Genomic DNA, 23372 nt, shown 5'->3' with positions numbered 1-23372 from the left:
TCAGTTCGCCTGCAAGGATTGGGGAAGGGGCGGAAGCTTGTTGGTATCCAGGACCATGGACTGCAAAATCTCCTCTCCACGATCCATCAGGTCCGGGCGCAGCACCGCAAAAATGGCCTGGGGGTCATCCGCAGTGCACAGCCCGCGATACATCTCGCGGTTCCACAGACCATCAATGCCACCGCCGCCCAGGGCATCAACCATCATCATGTCATTCAGACACAAATCGTTCGGTCCGGTGCACATGTTCAAAATCCGCTCCCAGACACCGTCCTCAACGTCGCCGAAATACTCGATGTCATTGTCGATGCTCGGCTGTTCAAGCTGATGAACCGCATCGGTATCCAGCACCGGTGATCCGTCACGAACGCTTGCGACCCAATCGTCAAATCCGGCCTCGTCCACGGAGATGAGGTCGAACCGCATTTGCGAAAATCCGTTGCCGCTGTAATTGGCGGAAAACCCCTCAAACGTGCCCGGCGCATTCATCACCGCGTTCAACTCGGTCTCCATCCCCGCCATGGCGTAGATCATCCCCGCCATTTCCGGCACGTAGAAGGCGTTCATCACGGAACTGGAGGTAATTTTCCACTCAACCGGACGGTCCACTACAACCGCGGCCTCATTGACCGTGGCAATGCCCTCCTCGGGATAGATGAACAGCCATTTCCAGTCGAGCGCGACCACCTGAACCTGCAGGGGCGCAACATTAGGATCGATCGCTTTCTCTGCCGAAATCCGGGGCAGGTCGCTGTACGGATCCAGCCGGTGGGTCGCGACCCATGTCAGACCCGCAAGGCAGATGATGATCGCAAGCGGAACCGACCAGACCACAATCTCCAGGCTGACGGAGTGATTCCATTCCGGCTCATACGTCGCCTCCTCATTGTCCTTGCGGTACTTGATCGCGAAAAAGACCGTCAGCGCCATGACGGGCAGGATCACGATCATCATGAGAACGGTCGCATAAATGATCAGATCGCCCTGCTGGGCAGCCACGTCGCCTGACGGGTTGAACAGCACCAGGTCACAGCCCGAAAGCAGCACACCACAGATCGCCAGAAGTCCAAAGCGGGCTAAACGCATATTCTCTGCCCCTCTCAGCTTGTTTTATCGCCGGGTCAGCGCAATGTCGCGCAACCGTGTTGCAGCGCTTGACAGACATAGCCGTGCTGGACTTTGCGGGCAATATGCTGCAGTGCAATTGTTACCGGGGAAAACGCCAGAGGTTGACACAAGACCGTGAGCCGTTTTCCTCTATGCTGAGGGTCTAACACGGAGCCTGAACATGTCTTACGGCAATGCATCGACACATCAGGAAGTGACACTGGATGACGTGGTAATCACGGTCGTCATGGCACGCGTCACCGACTTTTTTGGCTTTTTTGTCTATGCGATAGCGTCCGCTCTTGTCTTTCCGGTCATCTTCTTCCCGCACCTCGATCCGGTCGTGGGGACGCTGTGGTCATTCGCGATTTTCTCGCTCGCATTCTTCGCCCGGCCGGTCGCCAGTTTCCTCGGTCGTGAGATTCAGCGCAAAATCGGACGGGCGGGAAAAATCACCCTCGCACTCATGCTATTGGGCACCTCCACGGTCACAATCGGGTTACTTCCGACCTATGAGAAAATCGGAATCATGGCCCCCGTTCTGCTCGCCGTCTTTCGCTTTATCCAGGGCCTTGGCATCGGTGGCGCCTGGGACGGCATCACGCTCCAGCTCAAGGCCGTCGCCCCGAAAGAACGGGAGGGCCTCTACGGCATGGTCCCACAGCTTGGCGGCCCGATCGGCTTCTGTGTTGCCGCCGCGCTCTTCTACGTCCTCACCGGCTTCCTGACCGAGGAGGAGTTCTACTCATACGGGTGGCGTTTCGCCTTCTTCGCGGTCATGGCCGTCAACGTTGTGTCGCTCTTCGCCCGCCTGCGCCTGCTGACCACCGATTTCGTGCGCGATGATGAAACCCTTCTGCGGTCCGCTCCGCTGCGCACGCTGATCCCGAACGAATGGCGGACCATTCTGCTCTCCGCGCTTCTGCCGCTGTCGAGCTATGCCCTGTTCCACATGGTCACGGTCTTCCCGCTCAGCTACTCGCTGCTCTTCACCGAGCGGCCCATCTCGGACATCCTGATGCTGCAGCTTGTGGGCGGCACCCTCGCCATTGGCGCGGTCATCGTCTCCGGCATCCTCGCCGACCGCTTCACCAAGCGCACGGTTCTGTTCCTCAGCTGCGGTCTCATCACCGCCCTGTGCCTGACGATCACAACCGTCGAATCCGCACCGGCCATCTACATCATCTTCGGCTTCATCGTTCTGGGCCTCTCCTACGGCCAGTCCAGTTCCATCGTGCCGAACCGCTTCCGGCCCGAATACCGCTATTCCGGCTCGGCCCTCGCGACGAACCTCTCATGGCTCTTCGGCGCAGCCTTTGCGCCGCTGGTCGGGCTCTTCCTCGCCTGGCAGTTCGGCCTCTGGGCCACTACGATCTACCTGATGTCCGGCGTCGTCATGACCCTCCTGGCCCTCGTGATGCTCCAGAAACGCAAGGCCCAGGGCGAGGGATAAGCACACTCAACGCGGCGGCCATTCCACCGAATGGCCGCACGCCCTTAACCGGTGGCGCTACACCGAACTCAGCAAAATCGACGTCTCGCTGTTCGTGATGCCGGGAATACCCCGCACCTCCCGCAGAACCCGGTCAAAATCCGCCAGGCTCTCGGCGCTCAGTTGCGCCACCAGATCCCAGTTCCCGTTGGTTGAATGCAGCTGATGCAGGGCAGGGATACCGCGGAGGCTTCGGATCACCTTCGTCGTCGACTGGCCCGACACCTCGATCATCATGATCGCCCGCACCCCGTGCGGCCCGCTGTCCTCCCGCGCGCGAATGGTGAACCCCAGCACCGCGCCCGTGTCCAGCAACCGGTCGATTCGCGTCTGAACCGTTGCCCGCGAAACCCCCAGAGCCGTCGCCAGCCGCGACACCGGCGCCCGCCCGTCCTCGCGCAGAAGCGCGATCAGCCTGCGATCAAGATCGTCATAAACATGCATGGCAAATCTTATACACGAACCTGGCAAAATGTCCAAATACACTTCGCAACTTTTCCATCATGGCTATGCAATCCGTCGGGATCCGCGCGTATCTTCAGAACATGTTCTCAAAAAGGAAACCAGGTTCCATGCCCCGTACATCGCTCCAGGCACCCGCATCGGTCGTCATGATCCGCCCGCACCACTTCACGCCCAACACCCTGACTGCCCAGGACAACCACTTCCAAACCAGCGCCGCCATCGACGCGGCCGCCGTGGCCGAAGCGGCCAGAGCGGAAGTCACACGCGCCGCCGACGCCCTGCGCGCCGCCGGTGTCCAGGTCCACCTGTTCGAGGACGACGGCACCGCCACGCCGGACTCAGTCTTCCCCAACAACTGGTTCTCCACCCATTCCGGCGGCCATGTCGCCGTCTACCCGATGTACTCGCCCAACCGCCGGCCCGAGCGGCGCCAGGACGTTCTCGAAATGCTCAAGCGCGATTACCGGGTGCAGGACGTCATCGACTATTCCGGCCTCGAGCAGGACAGCCTGTTCCTGGAGGGCACCGGCGCCATGGTCATCGACCACCTCGAGCGCGTGGCCTACGCCGCCCGCTCCAAACGCACCAGCGAGATCCTGCTGGAACGCTTCTGCACCCATTTCAACTACGAACCCGTCGTCTTCGACGCCGTCGATGCACGGGGCGAGCCGATCTACCACACCAATGTTCTGATGTGCATCGGCACCGATTTTGCCATGATAGGTCTCAGCTCGATCCCTGACGCACCACGCCGCCGGGAGGTCGCCGAGCGCCTGCGCCGTGGGGAGCGTGACATCATCGAACTGACCCACGACCAGATCGCAAACTTCGCGGGCAACGCCATCGAACTCCAGGGCCGCGACGGACTTGTGCTTGCGCTCTCGTCCCGAGCCCTGCGCTCCCTCGATGTTGGTCAGCGCGCCACACTCGAACGCCACGTGACGCTGCTCCCGCTCGACATTCCGACCATCGAACACGCCGGCGGCTCCGTCCGCTGCATGATCGCCGGGCTGCACCTGTCCGCCCGTACCCCCATTGCCGCCTGAGAGGTTCCCATGACGCCGCTTCCCTCAAAACTTGCCTACGTGCCCTTCGTCTCGGTCGAGAACATGATGCGCCTCGTCCATCATATCGGCATTGAAAAGGTGCTGACCGATCTGGCAGACCAGATCGAAGCCGATTTCCGCCGCTGGCCGCTGTTCGACAAGACGCCCCGCGTCGCCTCCCATTCCGATGTCGGCGTGATCGAACTCATGCCCACCTCGGACGGAGAGACCTACGGCTTCAAATACGTCAATGGTCACCCCAAAAACATGGCCGAGGGGCTCCAGACCGTCACCGCCTTTGGTCTGCTGGCCGAGGTGGAATCGGGCTATCCCAAACTCCTGAGCGAAATGACCCTGCTGACCGCCCTGCGCACCGCCGCGACCAGCGCAATGGCGGCCAGACACCTCGCCCCCCGCGGCGCACGCACCATGGCCATGATCGGCAACGGCGCCCAGTCCGAGTTCCAGTGTCTCGCCTTCAAGGCCGTCTGCGGCATCGACACCGTGCGCCTCTACGACATCGACCTCACTGCAACCGAACGCTGCGCCAAAAACCTCGCGCAAAGCGGCCTGACCGTCGTAAAATGCCGCTCGGGTGAGGAGGCGATTGAAGGCGCCGAAATCATCACCACCTGCACCGCCGACAAACAGTACGCGACAATCCTGACCGACAACATGGTCGGCGCGGGAGTCCACATCAACGCCATCGGCGGCGATTGCCCGGGCAAGACCGAACTCCACCGCGACATTCTGCTGCGCTCGTCCATCTTCGTGGAATACCCGCCCCAGACCCGCATCGAGGGCGAAATCCAGCAGCTCGACCCCGACCACGCGGTCACCGAACTCTGGCAGGTCATCGGGGGCGAGGCCGCCGGACGCACCAGTGAGCGGCAGATCACCCTCTTCGACAGCGTGGGTTTCGCCATCGAGGATTTCAGCGTCCTGCGCTACATTGCCCGCGCGATTCAAGGCACCCGCTTCTTCGACCGGCTCGACATGATCGCCGACCCCGACGACCCGCGCGACCTCTTCGGCATGTTCAACCGCGCCCAGCCACAGGCCGCGTAGGTACCGCCCAGGCACAACAAAAAAAGTCCGGCCAAACCAGGCCGGACTTGCTCATTCCAATAACAAACCGAACTGCCGTCAGCCCGTGCGCGTCTCCACGTGAAGACCGCATTCCCGGTTCATCCCGAAAAACCGCGTGTCCTCCTCGCGCATTCCGTCCTCAAGCTTCATCGTCGTATGCGTGTCGCCCACGCTCACATAACCCTGCTCCCACAGCGGGTGATAGGGCAGGTCATGCCGCTTGAGATAGAAATGCACGTCCCGGTTGGTCCAGTCCACAATGGGGTGGAACTTCACCCGGCCATGCTGGAACTCGAGGATTTTGCGCTCGCTGCGGCTGTCCGACTGCACGCGCCTCAGCCCGCTGTACCAGGTTCCGGCGCCCACATCGGTCATGGCCCGCTGCATCGGCTCAACTTTGTTGATGGTGTTGTACCGCTTCAGCCCTTCCTCTCCCTGTTCCCAGAGCTGCCCAAAACGGGCCTCCTGCCAGGCCGGTGTCATTTCCGCCCGGAAGACCTTGAGATTGAGGTTCAGCCGCTCGGTCAGCTCGTCAATAAACCGGTAGGTCTCCGGAAACAGATAGCCCGTATCGAACAGCAGCACCGGAATGTCCGGCATCGCCTGCGTCATCAGATGAAGCATCACCGCCGACTGAATGCCAAAACTCGACGACAGCACATGATCACGCGGCAGGTTCTTCTGCGCCCACGCAATCCGCACCTCCGCCGGTTGATCCTCCAGCCATTTGTTGGCTGCGGTAAAAACCGTCGGGCCTTCGTCGGCCGCATCTGTCACGGCATGAATTCGGGCGGCTTCGTTCATGGAGCTGTCCTTTCCGGAGTCCGGTACTCGTTTACGCGGGGTCTTTGGTCGTGCGCAGATAGGGCAGGACCGTTTTGAACTCACCGAACTTCTTCGATGCGTCCTCGTCGCTGACCGACGCGGGAATGATCACGTCACCACCCGGCGTCCAGTTCGCGGGCGTCGCCACCCCCTTGCCGGTCGATGTCTGCAACCCGTCAAGCGCGCGCAGGATCTCGGCAAAGTTCCGGCCCACCGTCATCGGATAGGTCATCGACAGTTTCAGCTGCTTGTCCGGCCCAATGATGAACACCGCCCGCACCGTCGCACTGTCCGCAGGCGTCCTTCCATCGGGCAGATACGCTTCCGCCGGCAGCATGTCGAACGCCTTGGAAACTTCCAGCCCGTCATCGGCAATGATCGGGAAGCCGGCTTTGGCACCGCCAAAGGTTTCGATGTCGTTCTTCCACTTTTTGTGGTCCTCAACACCGTCCACGGACACGCCGATTACTTTGGTGCCTCGTTTCTCCCATTCATCGGCCAGCTGTGCCACGGCCGAAAACTCGGTCGTGCACACGGGCGTGAAATCCTTCGGGTGACTAAACAAAATCGCCCAGCTGTCGCCAACAAAATCGTGCAGTTTGAACTCACCCTGATCGGTCGTCACGGTCAGGTTCGGGATCGTGTCGTTAATTCGAAGGCTCATATCGCATTCGCTCCTTTGTCCGTACTCCGCCGGTCGGAGAATTGTGCAAGTCCCCCCGGCACGGAACCGAAGTACCGGTCAATCGCCTGTTGTTAAAGTGAAATTAGAGCCCGCCGCCGTGGCGTTCAACAGGTCCAAACCCAATTAGGGAAGCCGTCGCGACCTTGGCCGCGGCACACGCACACCCGTTCCACCCGCGCACGCTTTCCTGGAACACTGTTCGCCCCCGTTGCGCGCCACGCCCAGCTCCGCACGCCGCAAACACCCCAGAATCGCTTCGAAAAACGCGAAAACGGCCGGCATTGCCGCGTGGGTTGCGTCCCCGCGCACCGAAATGCCGGGCCGAAACTCACGGATCCGGTTTGAGCGCCAGCCAGATCAGAATGCCAATATAGGCAAATACGATAAGGTTCAGCACGGTATCCGGTGTTTCCCCCATCACGAACGGGTCTCCCTGCGAAGCGAGCGGAACAGGCAAATCACGAGAACCGGAACGATAAAGACGAAAGCGATGGCGGACAGGGCTATGATCGAACGGACCACACCGATATCCCCTACGAAGATCATGGCCAGTCCCAACGCGCCCAGCACACCGCCCCAGATCGTGCGGAGGCGCGGTGAGGGGTTTTCCTCCCCACCCGCACCGATCATCGCGAGCGTAAATCCGGCACTGACGACGCTCGTTACCACGAAGAGGAACGCGGCGATTACCGTGGCCGTGCGTGTCAGCATGTCGAGCGGAAATTTCTCAAGAAGCGCAAAGGTCGTTGCGTCGAGATTCTGCTGGTTGATCGCCGACAGGGCAGCATCCTCGCGCAATCCATCGAAAAAGCCGAGCCCGCCAAATCCGCCGAACCACAGAACCGAAAAGAGGGTCGGCACGACGATGACACCGGCAAGGAACTCCCGGATCGTGCGCCCGCGCGAGATGCGGGCGATGAAGATCCCGACGAAAGGCGACCACGCCAGCCACCAGATCATGTAGTTCAGCGTCCAGTCCTGGAACCAGTTCTCGATCTCGGGACCGAAAAACTCAACGGTCGAAAAGCCGGCGGGCAGGGCGTGAAACAGATACCGTCCGAAGCCCGAGACAATACCATTCATGATGTAGGAGGTCGGCCCGAGAATCACGAGATAGGCGAGGAGCCCAATCGCGATCAGCATGGCGGCATTGGAGAGCCTCGCCATGCCGTCTCCGAGGTCCCGGCGCAGCGGAACCGTGAAGGCCACGCACATCGCGACGAAGATCGGCAGTGTCAGGTTTGCAGGATTCCCCACACCAAGCAGGCCGGCAAGCCCGGTCTGGATCTGGAAGACCCCCATCGCCAGTGATCCGGCAAGGCCGACGGCAATGGCGACAATGGAGAGCAGGTCGAACAGCCAGGCCAGCCCGCGCACCCAGGCTGCGGTTCCAAACGCATCCAGCAAAGGCGCACTTAACAGCAGCCTGCCGCCGCGACGGAAGGCGAAATAGGCAATGATCAATGCGACGACGCCGTAGATCGCCCAGGCGTGGAAACCCCAGTTGAGATAGGTCACGAACAGTGCTTCACCGGCTGCTTTTGCGTCCGGGGAGAACTGGCGCAGCGTTTCAAAATGAGTGAGCGGCTCGGCAGCGCCATAGAACAGGAGGCCCACGCCCATCCCCGCAGCGAAAAGCATCGCGATCCATGCCGGGGTCGAAAAATCCGGCTTGGCATCATCTGGACCCAGTCGGATATCGCCAAAGCGGGAGAGGGCAAGAAAAATGGCCACAAACAGAATGCCACTCGCCTCCAGCATGATGAACCACCCGCGGCTGGCAAACTGCGCCGACACGGCCGTCGACGCCACGTGACCCAGCCCGGATGGATCGAGGATCCCCCAAAGGGCTATTGAGGCGCTGATGGCCAGGGCGAGAACAGGAAGGCTGCCTGGCCCTTTCCCGGATGGCTGTGACACGTGTAGTTCCCCATTTTGCCGGCTTCTGCCGCAAACACAGATGACCGCTCCTCCTCGGACAGGCGACCCGCAGCGTTTGGCGCCGTTCCGTCCGCACTATGGGTTCACCGGAATGGAAGATCAATCGCCCGGCACACTCTGTCGACATGCTACAGGCCTGATCGGGAACACAACCGGTGACGGAAGGGCCGGGTGGACACTCCTGCCGCTGCAAGGAAAGCCGTGCCTGCGCCGGGCCGGGGGGGGGCACGGAACGGTTGGATGACGCGGTTTTATGGTGAAGTGTGCCTCTTCCGATTGATCGTGGGGCCAACGTCAGCGGGCGCCGGCCCATGCGGTCCGGTCCGGCGCAGGCCCGGCAGGGCTGAAGCCCCTTTGCTCCGTGCCCGGGGTCGCGCAGTTGTGGGGGGGTGAGGCTCAGTGCCGCCATTGCAATGGCGGCGTTCAGGCCGGATCCGGAACACTCTAATACGGGGCTGGCGGACTGCACCGGGTCTTTTGGGGTTCGAACGTCGGTTGAGCGGGACAGAGCTGCCGGTCGATGCGTTTGCACGAATGTCTGTTATTAGAGCCGCGACCTGATCATCGCCCCTGACCTCGCACGGGCAGTTTGCTCGATGCTTTCATCTCCTTGAGTGAAAGGTTCGAGCGAATGCTGGTCACACCGGGCAGACGCCGCAACGTGCTGTCCACAAAGGCGCTGTAGTCGTCCAGATCGCGCGCGACCACGATCAGCAGGAAATCGTCCTCGCCGGTGGTGTTATGGCAGGCAAGGATATTGGGCGTGACCTCAATAATGCGTTGGAACTCGGCAGTGGCGGCCTGATCGTGCTCCGAGCAGCTGAGCTGTACGAATGCCATCACGCCGAGTCCGAGCTTTCTGCGACTGAGGTGGGCCTGGTAGCCCTCGATGATGCCCGTCTCTTCCAGTTTCCTGAGCCGTCGCCAGCAGGGCGTTTCGCTCATGTTCAGATGCTCAGCCAGTTTGGCGTTGGTCATGCGCCCGTCGCTTTGTAGCAGTTCGAGAATCCGTGCGTTGACGGTGTCGATTTCGCGCAAGGGAAGAATTTCCTCAATAACCCCTCAGGTTGAGGGCTTTCCGCCCAAAATAATCACAATAAGGGGTAGAATAGCAAGGTAATTTCGCCGCCATATGATAGCTTCCACTCAATGAGTCGACATAACTGAAAGATCCTGTCATGAAGGCTGTTCTGTTCGAAAAATTCCAGGAAACCCCCAAGGTCGTGAACGTGGCGGATCCTGCGCCGGACACGCATGGGGTCGTGCTGAAGGTCGAAGCCACCGGGGTGTGTCGCAGCGACTGGCACGGATGGATGGGTCACGACAGTGATATCGAGCTTCCCCACATCCCTGGCCACGAACTGGCCGGCGTGGTCGAAGCGGTCGGCAAGGACGTGAAGCACTGGAAGGTGGGCGACCGGGTCACTGTCCCGTTCATCTGCGGCTGTGGATCATGCAGCGAATGCCATGCCGGTCATCAGCAGGTGTGCCTGCATCAGGAGCAGCCCGGCTTCACCCATTGGGGCAGCTTTGCGGAATATGTGCCGATCCATCAGGCTGATCTGAACGTGGTGGCGTTGCCGGAGACAATGGATTTCGCCACTGCCGCCAGCCTGGGCTGCCGGTTCGCTACCTCGTTTCGGGCCGTGATCGACCAGGGCAAGGTCAGTGCGGGCCAATGGGTCGCCGTGCATGGCTGCGGCGGTGTTGGCCTGTCCGCGGTGATGATTGCCAGCGCGGCGGGGGCGAATGTGATCGGGGTGGACCTTGATCCGGCAAAGCTCGCGCTGGCCAGGGAGCTTGGCGCGGTTGCGGCCATTGATGGCAAGGGTGACGTGGTCGAAGCGATCAGGGAGATCACCAGGGGGCGCGCGCATGTCTCGCTCGATGCGCTTGGGCATTCGGCAACGATGACGAATTCGATCCTCTGCCTGCGTCCCCGGGGCAAGCATATTCAGGTGGGTCTGATGCTTGGCGATCACGCTGCCCCCGCGGTGCCCATGCCAAAGATCGTGGGCCAGGAGATCGAGCTTCTTGGCTCCCACGGCATGCAGGCGCACCGCTACGGTGCGATGCTCGATATGGTCGAAAGCAGCAAGCTGAACCCGGCCCGGCTGGTCGGTGACAGGATTAGCATCGACGCCGCCCCCGAGGCCCTGATGAACATGAACAAGTTCCAGTCCGTCGGCGCGACCGTGATTACGAGCTTCTGAGCCATGGAAAAGATTGCATTCATAGGCGGTGGCAACATGGCGTCGGCCATCATTGGCGGCATGATCGCCAGTGGGTGGACGCCCTCGCGGATCACGGTTGTCGACCCGAACGCGGATCAGCGGAACCGGCTGACCGCACAGCACGGCGTCACGACGGCAGACGAAGTGGCCAGCGCGGCTGCCGCTGACATCATTGTGCTGGCTGTCAAACCTCAGGTCATTGCGGCTGTGGCCAAACAGATGGATGCCGACCTGTCTGGCAAGCTGATCCTCAGCATTGCGGCCGGGGTCACGATTGAATCGCTTGAAGACCTTTTTGGTCCGGTAGCCATCGCCCGCACGATGCCCAACACGCCAGCCCTTCTCGGACTGGGAGCGACGGGGCTTTACGTCAACGACCACACGACCGACGCGCAGCGCATGGCTGCCAGGGAGATCATCGAAGCCTTTGGTATTTGCGTCATCGTAGAGCGTGAACACCTTCTGGATGCTGTCACGGCAGTGTCGGGCAGCGGCCCGGCTTATTATTTCCTGATGATCGAGGAGATGATCCGGGCGGGAATTATCCTGGGTCTGCCCCCGGAGGATGCCAGGGCGCTGACCCTGCAAACGGCACTTGGCGCTGCCGCCATGGCCGCCCAGGGCGACTCACCGGAAGACCTTCGTGCCCGTGTCACCTCACCAAACGGGACGACCCATGCTGCCATTGTCTCGTTGCAGAAGAACGGCTTTGGAGAAGTCATTGCAAAGGCCATGACCGTCTGCCGTGACCGCGCAATGGAATTGGGAAGGGGATAAGGCAGCCACCCGAACGAAGCGCAACATTTGGGCACTTTGGGCTCGAAGTTTCCATTGCCGCGGCACCGTGCAGACTTGATCCGAAACGCAACTGATGACGGCGCAGCCACGGCGGGACTTTTGCCCCTTTGTCCAGTGCCCTGGCCGCGTGCCAGTGTAAGCTGTTTGGGGTCAGATCGGCGGGCAAAACTTATCGGACCAGCCTACGGTCTCCTGATACCCAACCCCAAAAACCAAACGGCCGCCGCAGGATCCCGCGGCGGCCGTTGTTCCTGGTTTCCAACCCCTGGAATACGCCAGGTACCGCTGCTCCCGCCGCACGTACCGCAGGCGGGGGCGACGTCAGCCGCCGAAATCGTCCAGCATGATGTCTTCCCGGTCCACGCCCAGTTCAAGCAGCATGTTGATACAGGACGAGTTCATGATGGGGGGGCCACACATGTAGTACTCGCAGTCTTCCGGAGCAGGGTGGTCCTTCAGGTACTCGTCATGGAGCACGTTGTGGATGAACCCGGTATATCCCGTCCACTCATCCTCCGGCAGAGCATCCGACAGGGCCACATGCCAGGTAAAGTTCGGGAACTCCGCGGCCAGCTCGTCAAAGTCCTCAACGAAGAACATCTCCTTCTTCGAGCGCGCCCCGTACCAGAACGTGATCTTGCGGTCCCGGTTCTTCAGGCGTTTCAGCTGGTCGAAGATGTGGCTGCGCATCGGCGCCATACCGGCACCACCACCGATGAAGACCATTTCCTTCTGCGTGTCGCGGGCGAAGAACTCACCGAACGGCCCCGAAATCGTTACCTTGTCCCCAGGCTTGAGGTTGAAGATGAAGGACGACATCTGACCCGGCGGGAAATCCGTGCCCGGCGGCGGTGAGGCCACACGCACGTTGAGCATGATCAGCCCCTTCTCGTCAGGGTAGTTGGCCATGGAATAGGCCCGCTCGATCGGCTCGGCCACCGTGGACTTGTACTGCCAGAGATTGAACTTGTCCCAGTCCTCCCGGTACTCCTCCTGGACATCGAAATCGGTGTAGCTCAGCTGGTGCGCCGGCGCCTCGATCTGGATGTAGCCACCCGCCCGGAAGTTTACGTCCTCGCCCTCGGGCAGTTCCAGAACCAGGTTTTTGATGAATGTCGCCACGTTCTCGTTCGACCGGACGGTGCATTCCCACTTCTTGACCCCGAAGACCTCCTCGGGAACCTCAACCTGCATGTCCTGTTTGACCGCAACCTGACAGGACAGACGGTCGCCACAGGCCGCCTCACGCTTGGTGATGTGGCTCTCCTCGGTCGGCAGGATCGACCCGCCGCCCTCATGAATGCGCACCCGGCACTGCGCGCAGGTCCCGCCGCCACCACAGGCCGACGGCACAAAGAGCTTCTCCGCCGCCAGTGTCTGCAACAGCTTGCCGCCAGCGGGGACCGAAATGGTTTTCTCGCCGTTGATCGTAATGTTCACGTTGCCGCTCGAAACCAGGCGCGAGCGGGCCAGCATGATGATGGTGACCAGCGCCAGAACGATCAGCGAAAACAGTAGAACGCCGAGGGTGAAAGTCTGCATCGTCGCCTCTCCCTCAGAGATTCACGCCGGAGAAGGACATGAAGGCCATGGCCATCAGTCCGGCGCTGATGAAGGTGATCCCAAGGCCCTGAAGACCCTCGGGAATGTCGGAATATTTCAGCTTCTCGCGCACGCCCGCCATCGCGGTGATGGCCAGCGCCCAGCCAAAGCCGGAGGAAATGCCGTACACCGTGGACTGCGTCAGATCGTAATCGCGCTCCACCATGAACAGCGAGCCGCCCAGGATGGCGCAGTTCACCGTAATCAGCGGCAGAAACACGCCAAGCGCGTTGTAGAGCGGCGGGAAGTACTTATCGAGGATCATCTCCAGGATCTGCACCATCGCAGCAATCACCCCGATATAGGAGATCAGACCGAGAAAGGTCAGGTCCACATTCGGAAACCCGGCCCAGGCCAGCGCACCAGGGGCCAGCAGATAGGTCAGGATCAGGTTGTTGGCCGGAACCGTAATGGTCTGCACAAGCGTCACCGAGATGCCCAGACCAATGGCCGTGGAGATCTTTTTGGACACGGCCAGGAAGGTACACATGCCGAGAAAGAAGGCCAAAGCCATGTTCTCGACGAAAATGGCCTTAACGGCGAGGGAGATCAGCTCTTCCATCAGTGCGCCTCCACTGTCTGAATGCGGTATTCACGTTCCTCAACCTGCTCCGGCTTCCACGAACGAAACGCCCAGATGATCAGGCCGATGATGAAGAACGCCGAGGGCGGCAGGAGCAGCAGACCGTTCGGGTTGTACCACCCGCCATTGTTGACGGTTTCAAAAATGGTCAGGCCAAACACGCTGCCCGCACCGAACAGCTCACGCACAAACGCCACGAGCATCAGAATCAAGCCATATCCCAGACCATTGCCCACACCATCCACGAAGGAAGCAAGCGGCGGGTTCTTCATGGCGAACGCCTCTGCGCGGCCCATCACGATACAGTTGGTGATGATCAGACCCACGAAGACCGAGAGTGTCTTCGAGATCTCATAGGCATATGCCTTGAGCACCTGGTCCACCACAATCACCAGCGACGCGATGATGATCATCTGCACGATAATGCGGATGGAGGAGGGGATCTGGCTGCGCAGAACCGAGATGAACATGGACGCGAAACCCGTCACCAGGGTCACCGCAATGGTCATCACCAGCGCCACGCTCATGGACGAGGTCACCGCGAGGGCCGAACAGATTCCCAAAACCTGCAGGGTGATCGGGTTGTTGTCGACCATCGGGTCGACCAGCATGGTCCGATAGGTCTGTGCCATCAGATCTCTCCCTCTCTGACACGTTCAAGGAAAGGTTCAAATCCGCGCTCGCTGAGCCAGAACCGGATGAGGTTGTCCACCCCGCGCGAGGTCAGTGTCGCCCCGGACAGGGCGTCCACATGGTATTCCGGACCGGCGGGGGGTGCGGTTTTCGCAACCGTAATCGCCAGTTCGCCATCGCCACCATCCGTGCGCAGAAGCTTCTCGTTCCACAGCGCCTTCCAGCGGGGGTTGTCCACCTCGGCGCCCAGGCCCGGTGTTTCCGCGTGCTCATAGAACTGGAGGCCATAGATCGTGTTGCCGTCCTCCTCGATGGCGATGAAGCCGTAGAGCGTGGACCACAGGCCATAGCCGTAGACCGGCAGAATCACCTTGTCGAGCGACCCGTCCTCATTGCGCAGCAGGTAAACCGTCACGTAGTTCGCCTGTCGTCCAATGCTGGCCGGATCGTCGTCGAGCGGCGCGGACAGGGTCAGGTCCTCCGCCGCGGCACGGTCGTCAAAGGTCAGGGGATCAAGCACCTGTCCCTCAATATCCGCCCCGTCGGCAAACTCGCCCGTGGCCAGTTCCAGGACATGCGGCTCAAACGCGTCGAACGCCTCGGCCACGTCGATGCCGTCCTCATAGAGACCGGCCACCTGAACAATGTTCACCTGCTTGTCGAGCGCGGCGTTGCGCTCCTGCAACGGGCGCAGCGACACGGCTGCGGCCGACACGAACATGGATGCCACCAGGCAGAGACCTAGCGCCACAGCCACCGTTTTTGCGGTGTTATCGGCGGGCATGTCGAGGAAACGGCGCAGGAACCCGCCGGTTTTGACGACCTCGCCTTCCGGGGCCGGAAGGTCCCGGTCGGGCGGGTTCATCTCAGGCGTGAACTGTGCCTCCGCATCCTGCCCGGATTTGTTTTCGCGGTCGTTGTCAGACATTCCGACGCGCCCTCCTGCGAATATTGGCCTGAACGACGAAATAGTCGATCAGCGGTGCAAAGACGTTCCCGAAGAGGATGGCGAGCATCATGCCCTCGGGGAAGGCGGGGTTCACGACACGGATCATGACGACCATGAATCCGATCAGAGCCCCGTAAATGTAACGGCCCAGGTTGGTATGCGAGCCTGAAACCGGCTCCGTGACCATGAAGACGAGGCCAAAGGCGTAACCACCGACGACCAGGTGCCAGTACCAGGGCATGGCGAACATCGGATTGGACTCTGATCCGATCAGGTTCAGGAGCAGCGAGAACACGATCATGCCCCCCAGACATCCCACCACCATGCGGTAATTCGCGATCTTGGTCACCAGCAGGAACGCAAGCCCCAGCAGCGCCGCCAGCGTCGAGGTCTCACCAAGCGAGCCCGGGATCACCCCGATGAAGCTGTCCCACCAGGTCATGCCGCGTGCGGCCAGTTCCTGGAACCCGTCCGAGGCCGATACGGCCAGAGCGGTCGCGCCCGTGAAACCGTCCACCGGAACCCACACGCTGTCGCCCGAAAGCTGCGCGGGATAGGCGAAGTAAAGGAACGCACGTCCCGTCAGGGCCGGGTTGAGGAAGTTTTTGCCCGTACCGCCAAACACTTCCTTGCCGATTACGACACCGAAAATGATGCCGAGCGCCACCTGCCACAAAGGCGTGGTCGCAGGCAGGATCAGCGTGTAAAGCATTGATGTCACGAGGAAACCCTCGTTCACCTCATGCTTGCGCACCGTAGCGAAAATTACCTCAAAAATACCGCCCGCCACCAGCGTGGTGATATAGATCGGGAGGAAATACAGCAGCCCGTGCAGCATGTTGGCAATCGGGTTGGACGGATTGAAGCCAATGCCAATTCCGCCAATGATCGCCGCCCGCCAGCCGGAAGGGCCGTATTCCGCAATCGCGAGGTTTGTCTGAAGGCCGGTATTGTAAAGCGCCATCAGAATGCAGGGGATCGTCGCGATGACCACGTAGGTCATGATCCGTTTCATGTCGATATAGGACCGCGCATGGGGCGCCGCCGTCGTCACCGTCTTGGGCGTATAGAGAAAGCTCTCAACCATCTCATAGACGGGGAACCAGCGTTCCCATTTCGCGCCCTTGTGGAAATTCGGCTCGATCCTGTCGAAGAAGTCGCGCAGGGCCATAAACCTACCCCTCCCTTTCGATCTTGGTTAGGCAGTCGCGCAGGGCCATGCCGTATTCATATTTCGCCGGACAGGCAAATCCCACGAGACCCAGGTCCTCCTCATCGAGTTCCAGAGCCCCCAGGGCCTGTGCCTGGTCCGTATCCATCACCAGAAGCGCGCGCAGAAGCTGCGTCGGCAGGAAATCCTGCGGCATCAGCTCCTCAAACGTGCCAATCGGCACCATCGCACGCCGTCCACCATTGAGATTGGAGGTCAGCGCATAGGCCTGCTTGGCAAAGGCCGAGCCCAGCACCGGCTGCACCGCGAATTTCGAGGCCATCGGCCGGATCCATCCCATCGGGATCTGCTTCCGGTCCTCCTCGATCACCGTCACCTGGCGCGCGTAACGGCCCAGATAGGCGCTGACGCCCTCACCGGCACGCCCACTCAGAACCGAGCCGGAAATAATCCGCACCGGCATGTCGGAGGGCAGGTCCGAAGCCACCAGGTCCGCCATCGACGCACCCGCAACCGTCTTTACCAGACGCGGATCCTTACAGGCCGGACCGGCCACCGAAATGATGCGTGAAGCGTCATATTTCCCGGTCAGAATCAGCCGCCCAATCGTCAGAACGTCCTGATATCCAATGGTCCAGACCTCCGTTTCGGCACTCGGCACGTCCAGGAAATGGATATGCGTCCCGGCCAGACCGGCGGGATGCGGCCCGGTAAACTGCGCCGCCGACACACCCGGCAGGTCATGACCGGGCAGGGGCGTCTCCGCCTCCTGGCACAGATGCGTGGTCCCGTCCGTCAGAAGCTTTACCGCCGCCAGGCCCTTCGCAAACGCCTCCTCCTCGGCCCGGATGGCCGGTTCCGGATCGGGCGCCAGCGGCTCGGTATCCATAGCCGTGACAAAAATCGCCTTCGGCGCCGTCCCCGGCTGCGGCACCTTGGAGTATGGCCGCGTCCGGAATGACGTCCAAAGCCCTGCCGCACAAAGCTTTTTCGTCACACCCTCACGGCTGTTCGCGTCGCCCATCTGGGAAAAATCCACCGGCTCCGCGTCGCTGTCCGTGATATCGATCTCAATGCTCACGAGCTTCCGCCGCGCGCCACGGTTAATGGCCCGCACCCGCCCCGCAACCGGTGAGACAATCATCGCATCGGGCATGTTCTTGTCGAACATCAGCGGCGTCCCCGGCGCAACGGACGTGCCTTCCTCCACCTGAACCCGCGGCTTCAGACCGATGTAGTCATCTCCCAGAATGCCGACCGTCCTGACGTCGGCCGACGAATCTATCTCCTGCCGGGGGGATCCCGTGATGGGTAGATCCAGACCCTTGCGCAGCTTGAAGTGCTTCACCGTCCCGTACCCTCAATCCTGTTCTTTTCGATCCATTCGACACCTGCGTTAATGTTCGTTAACATGCGCGGATGTGTTCGTTAATCTGCTAGTGGTTTTTTTCGCAAATGGCCATATAGAGGTTGAAGAAACTGCGAACGTTCGAATATGTCGACGCAAAAATGGCGAAAGGTGCACTCGTGAGCCCCCTTAATTCCTTCACCCGTCGTTCCTTCCTGGTCATGCCGGTCGCTTTGGCTGCGTGTTACAAGCGCCAGCAGATCATAGAATTTGCCGGGCGCTCCATGGGGACCACGTACCGCGTTGTTGCCGTGGACCATTCCAACCGTGTTGAGGAGGCCGAGGTGCGCTCGGCCGTTTCGACCGCGCTGGCCGAGGTGAATGCGACCATGTCGAACTGGGACGGATCGTCGGAAATTTCGCGGTTGAATGCGGTTCCGGCGGGCGTTGTGAGCGGCACCTCGCCGCAGCTTTCGCGCGTCATGCAGGCTGCGGCGGACGTAAATACCGCAAGTGCCGGGCGTTTTGACACGACCGTAGGCCCGCTCATCGAGCTCTGGGGCTTTGGCGCGCCGGGTTCGCGCCCCATGCCGTCCGATGCGGCCATCGAGCAGGCCCGCGCCATGTCAGGGCACGAAAACTCGCTTGAGGTTGGCAACGGAACCGTTCGGAAAACCCATGCGGATGCACAGGTTTACCTGGCCGGGATCGGCAAGGGCTATGGCGCGGACCATGCCGGACAGGCGATTGAGGCTTTGGGCATTTCCGACTACATGGTTGAAATCGGTGGCGATCTTTATGCCTCCGGCCGTAACCCGGATGGTCTGCCGTGGCAGATCGGCATCGAATCCCCCAATGTGGCCGCAAGCGGCGTTCTGGGTGTGGTTGGTGTTTCCGGCCTTGGGCTCGCGTCCTCGGGCGATTACCGCAACTATTTCGAGGTCGACGGTAAGCGCTATTCCCACCTGATCGACCCGGCAACGGGCCGTCCGGTGGATCACACGACCGCTTCCGCGACCGTTGTGGCGGACAATGCCATGCTGGCCGATGCCTGGTCCACCGCGATGCTGATTCTCGGCCGCGAACGTGGTCTGGAAATCGCGGATCAGCACAATGTGGCGGTTCAGTTCGTCGAGCGTGACCCGGATGCGGCGCAGCTTTCGTTCCGGACATCGGCCAACGCGACCTTCAAAAACCTGACCGCCTGAGCGCGGCAGGGGAGCATCTGATGGCTACCTTTGCACTCACGTTTATGGTCCTGGCGATGGTCATGCTTGGCATGTCCGTCGGCGTGATCTTCATGAACAAGAGGATCAAGGGAAGCTGTGGCGGCCTGAATGCAATTGGTGATGCGGATCAATGCCTTGTTTGCAACAAGGAGATTGATCCCAACAGCCCGCTGCGGGAACGGATGAAGTGTCCACGGGCCAAAAAAATGCTTGAGCAGATGGAGAGGGAGGCATAGCCTGAACCTCAAAAGGGGGTACAGCCATGCCAACGTCTTACCAGGCTCCAATGCGCCAGGACCGGGAGCAGCCGGGATCCAAAAGCCAGACCGTGACCGTGGGTGACCATCACGCCAACGTTTCGGAAATTCTCGACTCCAAGGGGCGGGAGGTGTTCTCAATCCGCCCGGATGAGACCCTTGGCCAGGCCGTAAAGGAACTGCGCGACCGTCGGATTGGCGCGCTGACCGTCACGGATGGGGAGGGCGGCCTCGTCGGCATCCTGTCCGAGCGCGACATTGTCCGCAAACTCGCCGAAACCCCGGGTCAGACCCTGCCGCAGCAGGTGGGCGACGTGATGACCACCTCCGTTGAAACCTGTGCGCCGGAAGAGGCGCTGGTGACTGTTCTCAAACGCATGACCAATGGCCGTTTCCGCCACATGCCGGTGATGGACAATGAAAAACTGGTGGGAATGGTGACCATCGGTGACGTGATCAACCACCGCCTGACCGAGGTTGAGCACGAGGCTCTGCACCTCAAGCAGCTGATTACCGGCTGACACCGGCCAGTCCCGTCAGATCGAGCGGGACAAACGCCAGAATTGCGAGACCCAAAGCCGCGGGGACGCCATAGAGCCAGTACTGGTATCTTGGCCCCTCGGCCTTCCAGACCCTGCGATACTGAAACCCGCACAGGCAGGTCAGGACGAAGAGCAGCGTTGCGAGTGTCGGGGTGAGTGTGAGATCTGTCATTTGGTGCGCAGATTAATCAGCCTTTGGCGCGGATGTCCATGAGCGGGTGATTTTCACGTGAAAAATGAGGTTTTCGGCTTAACTGCCTGTAAACAGGTATGAATCGCGGGCGATTCGAAAGTTAATCCGGTTTGGTCAATTGGTAAATATATCCGCGGATATATTGCGCGTGTTTTGGGCTCCATTTGGACCGATGTGGCCTAAATCACGGTCGCGAGCGGCTGTCTTTGGCGGATTTTCCGACATTATATCCGGGGCAATCCCCCATTATTCCCCCATTATATCCACGGAATTCAGCAGTGTTTTGAGGTGGCGCAGGGCCGCTCCGGTGGCCTCGCACATGGCGGGCAGGGTCAGCCATTCCAGGGACCAGGCCGCGCCGGAGCGTTCCTGTTCGTGGATCATGGCCTGGGCCAGGGCGGCCTGCTGGGTGGCGATGAACCGGGCAAGGGCGACCAGCGATTCGGCCAGGATGGGGTTCTGTTTGTGGGGCATGGCGGAGGACCCGCCGGTGCCCGACAGGCGCAGTTCGTCCACACCCTGCTGCGCCATCAGGGCCATGTCCTGACCGATTTTGCCCGCGGTACCGGTGACCAGGGTGAGCCAGTGACCCATGGCGACAGGGCCACTGCGGTCGGTGTGCCAGACCGGGGCGGGTGTCAGGCCGAGGAGGCGCGCGACCTCGGCCGCCACGGCATCGCTCTGGCCCTCGGGGCGGTCGCGCAGGCCGATGGGGCCGCCGATCTGGGCTTTGCTGATCTCAATTGACACCGTGTCAAGTCGCGCGAGGTGGTCGGCCAGCGGACGTTGCCAGGCTGTGAGGCGTAGTGACACCGTCGCAGGCAGGGCCACCTGCATCCTGGTGCGGGCCTGCATGGGGGCGTCACCGAAACGGTCCCTCAGATCGTCGAGCGCCGAGATGGCGGAGCGCAGACCCGTGGCGAGTTTGGCGGTGACGGCCAAAAGGGTCAGGGCCATGGCGCTGTCGATGACGTCCTGGCTGGTGGCGCCGCTGTGGATGGCATGGGCCGGGCCGTCCGCGAGACCCTGGCGCAGGGCTTTGACGAGGGCGGGAACGGGCAGGCCGTCGCGGTTGCTGCCCTCTGCCAGGGTGACGGTTTGGGAGGGGTCGAATGCCTCAATGGACTGAAGCGCCGCGGTCGCATCGTCCTGGGTGACGCTCCCTGTCGAGAGGAGCGCGCGGGTCCAGGCCGCCTCGAATGCGAGCATGCGCCGCGTGAAGGCGGGGGCGGAAAACTCGGCGGCGATGGCGTCGTCGCGGAACAGGTCGCCGAAGAGGCCGGACGTGGTCAGGGCGTTGGTCAGGGTATGCTCCCGGCGGTTGCGGTTGGATCGGTCGTGGACGGAGATTGCCGTTTCACGACCGCTTTGCCAACCGTGCCGTCAGGTTTCCTCCAGCACCTTTTTGGCGACGCGGAAGCATTCGAGGTCTGAGGAAACGCATTGCCCCCGATGCGCCGGTGCGGAAGAATGGCCGCATCGCTCCACCCGATGGCCCGGGCCTTGGCATCACCGTTGACGCCGGGGCGCTGGGCTCTCCTGATCTCATACTGGATTGACACCATGCACAGAACCCACACCCAGGCCGAATGGATCGACCGCGCCCGCGAGGTCTTGCCGGCGGCAGGCTTTGGCAATTTCGACAGCGGTATTGTTATCGCGCGCGGCGAGGGGTCGCGCGTCTGGGATGAGGACGGGCGCGAATATGTGGACTATCTGATCGGGTCGGGGCCGATGCTGCTCGGGCACGGGCATCCGGAGGTCATGGAGGCGGTGCTGGAGCAGCTGCCGCAGGGCATGACGTTTTTTGCCAACAACGCCCGCGGTATCGAACTGGCCGAGGCCATTGTCGATGCCGTACCCTGCTGCGGGCAGGTGCGGTTTGTCACCTCGGGCGGTGAGGCGGACATGTATGCGATGCGCCTGGCGCGGGCCTGTACGGGCAGGCCGAAGATCCTGAAATTCGAGGGCGGCTATCACGGCATGTCGGCGGAGGCGCAGATGAGCCTCGCGCCCGCGAAACGCGTCAACTTCCCCACGCCGGTGCCGGACAGTGCCGGGATCCCGCAGGGCGTGGCCGATGACATGCTGGTTGCGCCGTTCAATGACCTGGAGGCCGTCGCGTCGCTGCTCGATGAGCATAAGGACGTGGCCGCGATTATCGTGGAGCCGTTGCAGCGGATCATTCCGCCGAAGGAGGGATACCTTCAGGGGCTGCGGGATCTGTGTGACAGGCATGGGGTGCTGCTGATCTTCGATGAGATTGTCACGGGCTTCCGGCTGGCCTATGGCGGGGCGCAGGAGCGCTATGGCGTGACGCCGGACATCTGTACGCTCGGCAAGATCATCGGGGGTGGGTTCCCGCTGGCGGCGCTGGGTGCGAGCGCGGAAATCATGTCGCATTTCGACAGGGATGCAGTGGGTGCGGAGAAATGGCTGATGCAGCTTGGCACGCTCTCGGGCAATCCGGTGGCCTCGGCCGCGGGGCTGAAGACCATGGAGGTGCTGAGGCGTCCGGGCCAGTATGACCGGCTGCGCGAGCTGGGGCAGAGCCTGATCGACATGCAGTCCGCGGCGCTGTCGGCCCAGGGCATCAGCCACCGCATCTGTGGCGATCCGACGCTGTTCGACATCTGGTTCACGGATGGCGACCCGATCGACTACCGCAGCGCGAAACATGACGATCCGACGGTCAACACGCTCTGGAACGCCACGCTGCGCGCGGATGGTCTGTTCAAGTCCCCGGGCAAACTCTATCCCTGCCTGGCGCTTGGGGCGGAGGACCTGGAACTGTCGGACGCCGCGTTCCGGCACGCCGCCGGTGTGGTGGCGGAGCAGTGCTCGCAGGTGGCCTGAGTGGGGGGGCTTGTGTAGGTACGCGGGGCTTCTGGCTGTTGACGAGGCCGTGGAAGCCCATCTTGTGGCGCGCGCACGGGCACGGCTCTCTTTCAACGGCTGAAATGTCTGCATGGCGGGTACTGATAGGGTACGCGCTTGGCTCCTGGGGCCTGGAGTGAGAGGGATGCCGGGGTTGGAGATCGGGGGAGAGGTTCCCGGTTGGTCGGTCGTGGAGGTGGCCCGTTAGGGTCAGGCAACAGAAGATGACCCCTGGTGGCTCACGCGATATTGCCTTTGGGCGGGCCGCGGGTTCCATTTTGGCCTGGGCTGGTGTAGTCACGCCGG

Annotated in this window: 23 protein-coding genes; 9 read left to right on the top strand and 14 right to left on the bottom strand. The window is 61.5% G+C overall.

Going from position 1 to position 23372, the window contains the following annotated elements:
- Positions 1–1086, bottom strand: a complete 1086-nt coding sequence (gene cyoA / locus ACP15P_RS01680; protein WP_424926754.1) for a ubiquinol oxidase subunit II — start codon at positions 1084–1086, stop codon at positions 1–3.
- Between the two features lie 202 nt (positions 1087–1288).
- Here cyoA and ACP15P_RS01675 point away from each other — a divergent pair, with 202 nt between their 5' ends.
- Positions 1289–2560: an MFS transporter gene (locus ACP15P_RS01675; protein ID WP_424926753.1), complete on the top strand. Its 1272-nt coding sequence runs from the start codon at positions 1289–1291 to the stop codon at positions 2558–2560.
- Positions 2561–2617: 57 nt separating this feature from the next.
- Here the strand turns inward: ACP15P_RS01675 and ACP15P_RS01670 are convergent, their stop codons facing one another.
- Positions 2618–3043, bottom strand: a complete 426-nt coding sequence (locus tag ACP15P_RS01670) for an Lrp/AsnC family transcriptional regulator (protein WP_424926752.1) — start codon at positions 3041–3043, stop codon at positions 2618–2620.
- Between the two features lie 128 nt (positions 3044–3171).
- Here ACP15P_RS01670 and ctlX point away from each other — a divergent pair, with 128 nt between their 5' ends.
- Both ctlX and ACP15P_RS01660 read left to right on the top strand, forming a co-directional pair.
- Positions 3172–4110 carry a citrulline utilization hydrolase CtlX gene (gene ctlX, locus ACP15P_RS01665; protein ID WP_424926751.1) on the top strand — a complete coding sequence of 313 codons (939 nt, stop codon included), beginning with the start codon at positions 3172–3174 and terminating at the stop codon, positions 4108–4110.
- A gap of 9 nt (positions 4111–4119) precedes the next feature.
- Positions 4120–5178, top strand: coding sequence for an ornithine cyclodeaminase (locus tag ACP15P_RS01660; RefSeq protein ID WP_424926750.1), 1059 nt, complete (start codon positions 4120–4122; stop codon positions 5176–5178).
- Positions 5179–5256: 78 nt separating this feature from the next.
- Here the strand turns inward: ACP15P_RS01660 and ACP15P_RS01655 are convergent, their stop codons facing one another.
- The 4 genes from ACP15P_RS01655 to ACP15P_RS01640 all read right to left on the bottom strand — a co-directional run bounded on the left by ACP15P_RS01655 (position 5257) and on the right by ACP15P_RS01640 (position 9688).
- Positions 5257–6003, bottom strand: a complete 747-nt coding sequence (locus ACP15P_RS01655) for a phosphoadenylyl-sulfate reductase (RefSeq protein ID WP_424926749.1) — start codon at positions 6001–6003, stop codon at positions 5257–5259.
- A 31-nt stretch (positions 6004–6034) separates the two neighbouring features.
- Positions 6035–6688, bottom strand: coding sequence for a peroxiredoxin (locus tag ACP15P_RS01650; protein ID WP_424926748.1), 654 nt, complete (start codon positions 6686–6688; stop codon positions 6035–6037).
- A gap of 438 nt (positions 6689–7126) precedes the next feature.
- On the bottom strand, positions 7127–8629 hold the full coding sequence (locus ACP15P_RS01645) for a BCCT family transporter (protein ID WP_424926747.1): 1503 nt from the start codon (positions 8627–8629) through the stop codon (positions 7127–7129).
- Positions 8630–9211: 582 nt separating this feature from the next.
- On the bottom strand, positions 9212–9688 hold the full coding sequence (locus ACP15P_RS01640; RefSeq protein ID WP_424926746.1) for an Lrp/AsnC family transcriptional regulator: 477 nt from the start codon (positions 9686–9688) through the stop codon (positions 9212–9214).
- A 140-nt stretch (positions 9689–9828) separates the two neighbouring features.
- Between ACP15P_RS01640 and ACP15P_RS01635 the strand changes: the two genes are divergently transcribed.
- Both ACP15P_RS01635 and proC read left to right on the top strand, forming a co-directional pair.
- On the top strand, positions 9829–10863 hold the full coding sequence (locus tag ACP15P_RS01635) for a zinc-dependent alcohol dehydrogenase family protein (protein ID WP_424926745.1): 1035 nt from the start codon (positions 9829–9831) through the stop codon (positions 10861–10863).
- Between the two features lie 3 nt (positions 10864–10866).
- Positions 10867–11661, top strand: coding sequence for a pyrroline-5-carboxylate reductase (proC, locus tag ACP15P_RS01630; protein ID WP_424926744.1), 795 nt, complete (start codon positions 10867–10869; stop codon positions 11659–11661).
- A 342-nt stretch (positions 11662–12003) separates the two neighbouring features.
- Here the strand turns inward: proC and nqrF are convergent, their stop codons facing one another.
- Genes nqrF through ACP15P_RS01600 form a run of 6 tightly spaced genes read right to left on the bottom strand, consistent with a single transcriptional unit; the run spans position 12004 to position 17968 of the window.
- Complete coding sequence (gene nqrF / locus ACP15P_RS01625) at positions 12004–13224, bottom strand: NADH:ubiquinone reductase (Na(+)-transporting) subunit F (protein ID WP_424926743.1); 1221 nt, start codon at positions 13222–13224, stop codon at positions 12004–12006.
- 13 nt (positions 13225–13237) lie between these two features.
- Positions 13238–13846, bottom strand: coding sequence for an NADH:ubiquinone reductase (Na(+)-transporting) subunit E (nqrE, locus tag ACP15P_RS01620; protein ID WP_424926742.1), 609 nt, complete (start codon positions 13844–13846; stop codon positions 13238–13240).
- Positions 13846–14499 (bottom strand): NADH:ubiquinone reductase (Na(+)-transporting) subunit D, encoded by a 654-nt coding sequence (locus tag ACP15P_RS01615; RefSeq protein WP_424926741.1) that lies wholly within the window; start codon positions 14497–14499, stop codon positions 13846–13848. Before ACP15P_RS01615 ends, nqrE begins: the two co-directional genes overlap by 1 nt.
- Positions 14499–15365 carry a Na(+)-translocating NADH-quinone reductase subunit C gene (locus ACP15P_RS01610; RefSeq protein WP_424927289.1) on the bottom strand — a complete coding sequence of 289 codons (867 nt, stop codon included), beginning with the start codon at positions 15363–15365 and terminating at the stop codon, positions 14499–14501. Before ACP15P_RS01610 ends, ACP15P_RS01615 begins: the two co-directional genes overlap by 1 nt.
- A 55-nt stretch (positions 15366–15420) precedes the next feature.
- Positions 15421–16620 (bottom strand): NADH:ubiquinone reductase (Na(+)-transporting) subunit B, encoded by a 1200-nt coding sequence (locus ACP15P_RS01605; RefSeq protein WP_424926740.1) that lies wholly within the window; start codon positions 16618–16620, stop codon positions 15421–15423.
- 4 nt (positions 16621–16624) lie between these two features.
- Entirely contained in the window at positions 16625–17968 is a 1344-nt protein-coding gene (locus ACP15P_RS01600) for a Na(+)-translocating NADH-quinone reductase subunit A (protein ID WP_424926739.1), read from the bottom strand.
- Between the two features lie 161 nt (positions 17969–18129).
- Here ACP15P_RS01600 and ACP15P_RS01595 point away from each other — a divergent pair, with 161 nt between their 5' ends.
- The 3 genes from ACP15P_RS01595 to ACP15P_RS01585 are packed head-to-tail and all read left to right on the top strand — an operon-like array spanning position 18130 to position 19975.
- Complete coding sequence (locus ACP15P_RS01595) at positions 18130–19176, top strand: FAD:protein FMN transferase (protein WP_424926738.1); 1047 nt, start codon at positions 18130–18132, stop codon at positions 19174–19176.
- A 20-nt stretch (positions 19177–19196) separates the two neighbouring features.
- Positions 19197–19433 carry a (Na+)-NQR maturation NqrM gene (gene nqrM / locus ACP15P_RS01590; RefSeq protein ID WP_424926737.1) on the top strand — a complete coding sequence of 79 codons (237 nt, stop codon included), beginning with the start codon at positions 19197–19199 and terminating at the stop codon, positions 19431–19433.
- 26 nt (positions 19434–19459) lie between these two features.
- A complete protein-coding gene (locus ACP15P_RS01585; RefSeq protein ID WP_424926736.1) occupies positions 19460–19975 on the top strand; it encodes a CBS domain-containing protein in 516 nt (171 codons plus the stop codon).
- Here ACP15P_RS01585 and ACP15P_RS01580 read toward each other — a convergent pair.
- Entirely contained in the window at positions 19965–20168 is a 204-nt protein-coding gene (locus ACP15P_RS01580; RefSeq protein WP_424926735.1) for a hypothetical protein, read from the bottom strand. The genes ACP15P_RS01585 and ACP15P_RS01580 overlap by 11 nt on opposite strands.
- Positions 20169–20435: 267 nt before the next feature.
- Positions 20436–21482: a 3-carboxy-cis,cis-muconate cycloisomerase gene (locus tag ACP15P_RS01575; protein WP_424927288.1), complete on the bottom strand. Its 1047-nt coding sequence runs from the start codon at positions 21480–21482 to the stop codon at positions 20436–20438.
- 414 nt (positions 21483–21896) lie between these two features.
- Here ACP15P_RS01575 and ACP15P_RS01570 point away from each other — a divergent pair, with 414 nt between their 5' ends.
- Complete coding sequence (locus ACP15P_RS01570) at positions 21897–23045, top strand: aspartate aminotransferase family protein (protein ID WP_424926734.1); 1149 nt, start codon at positions 21897–21899, stop codon at positions 23043–23045.
- Positions 23046–23372: the final 327 nt, after the last annotated feature.

The sequence above is a fragment of the Amaricoccus tamworthensis genome (genome assembly GCF_049800875.1).
GTDB classification, from domain to species: Bacteria; Pseudomonadota; Alphaproteobacteria; order Rhodobacterales; family Rhodobacteraceae; genus Amaricoccus; species Amaricoccus tamworthensis.
Note: the sequence above shows the minus strand (reverse complement) of the source record. Positions and strands in the feature narration are given on the sequence as shown.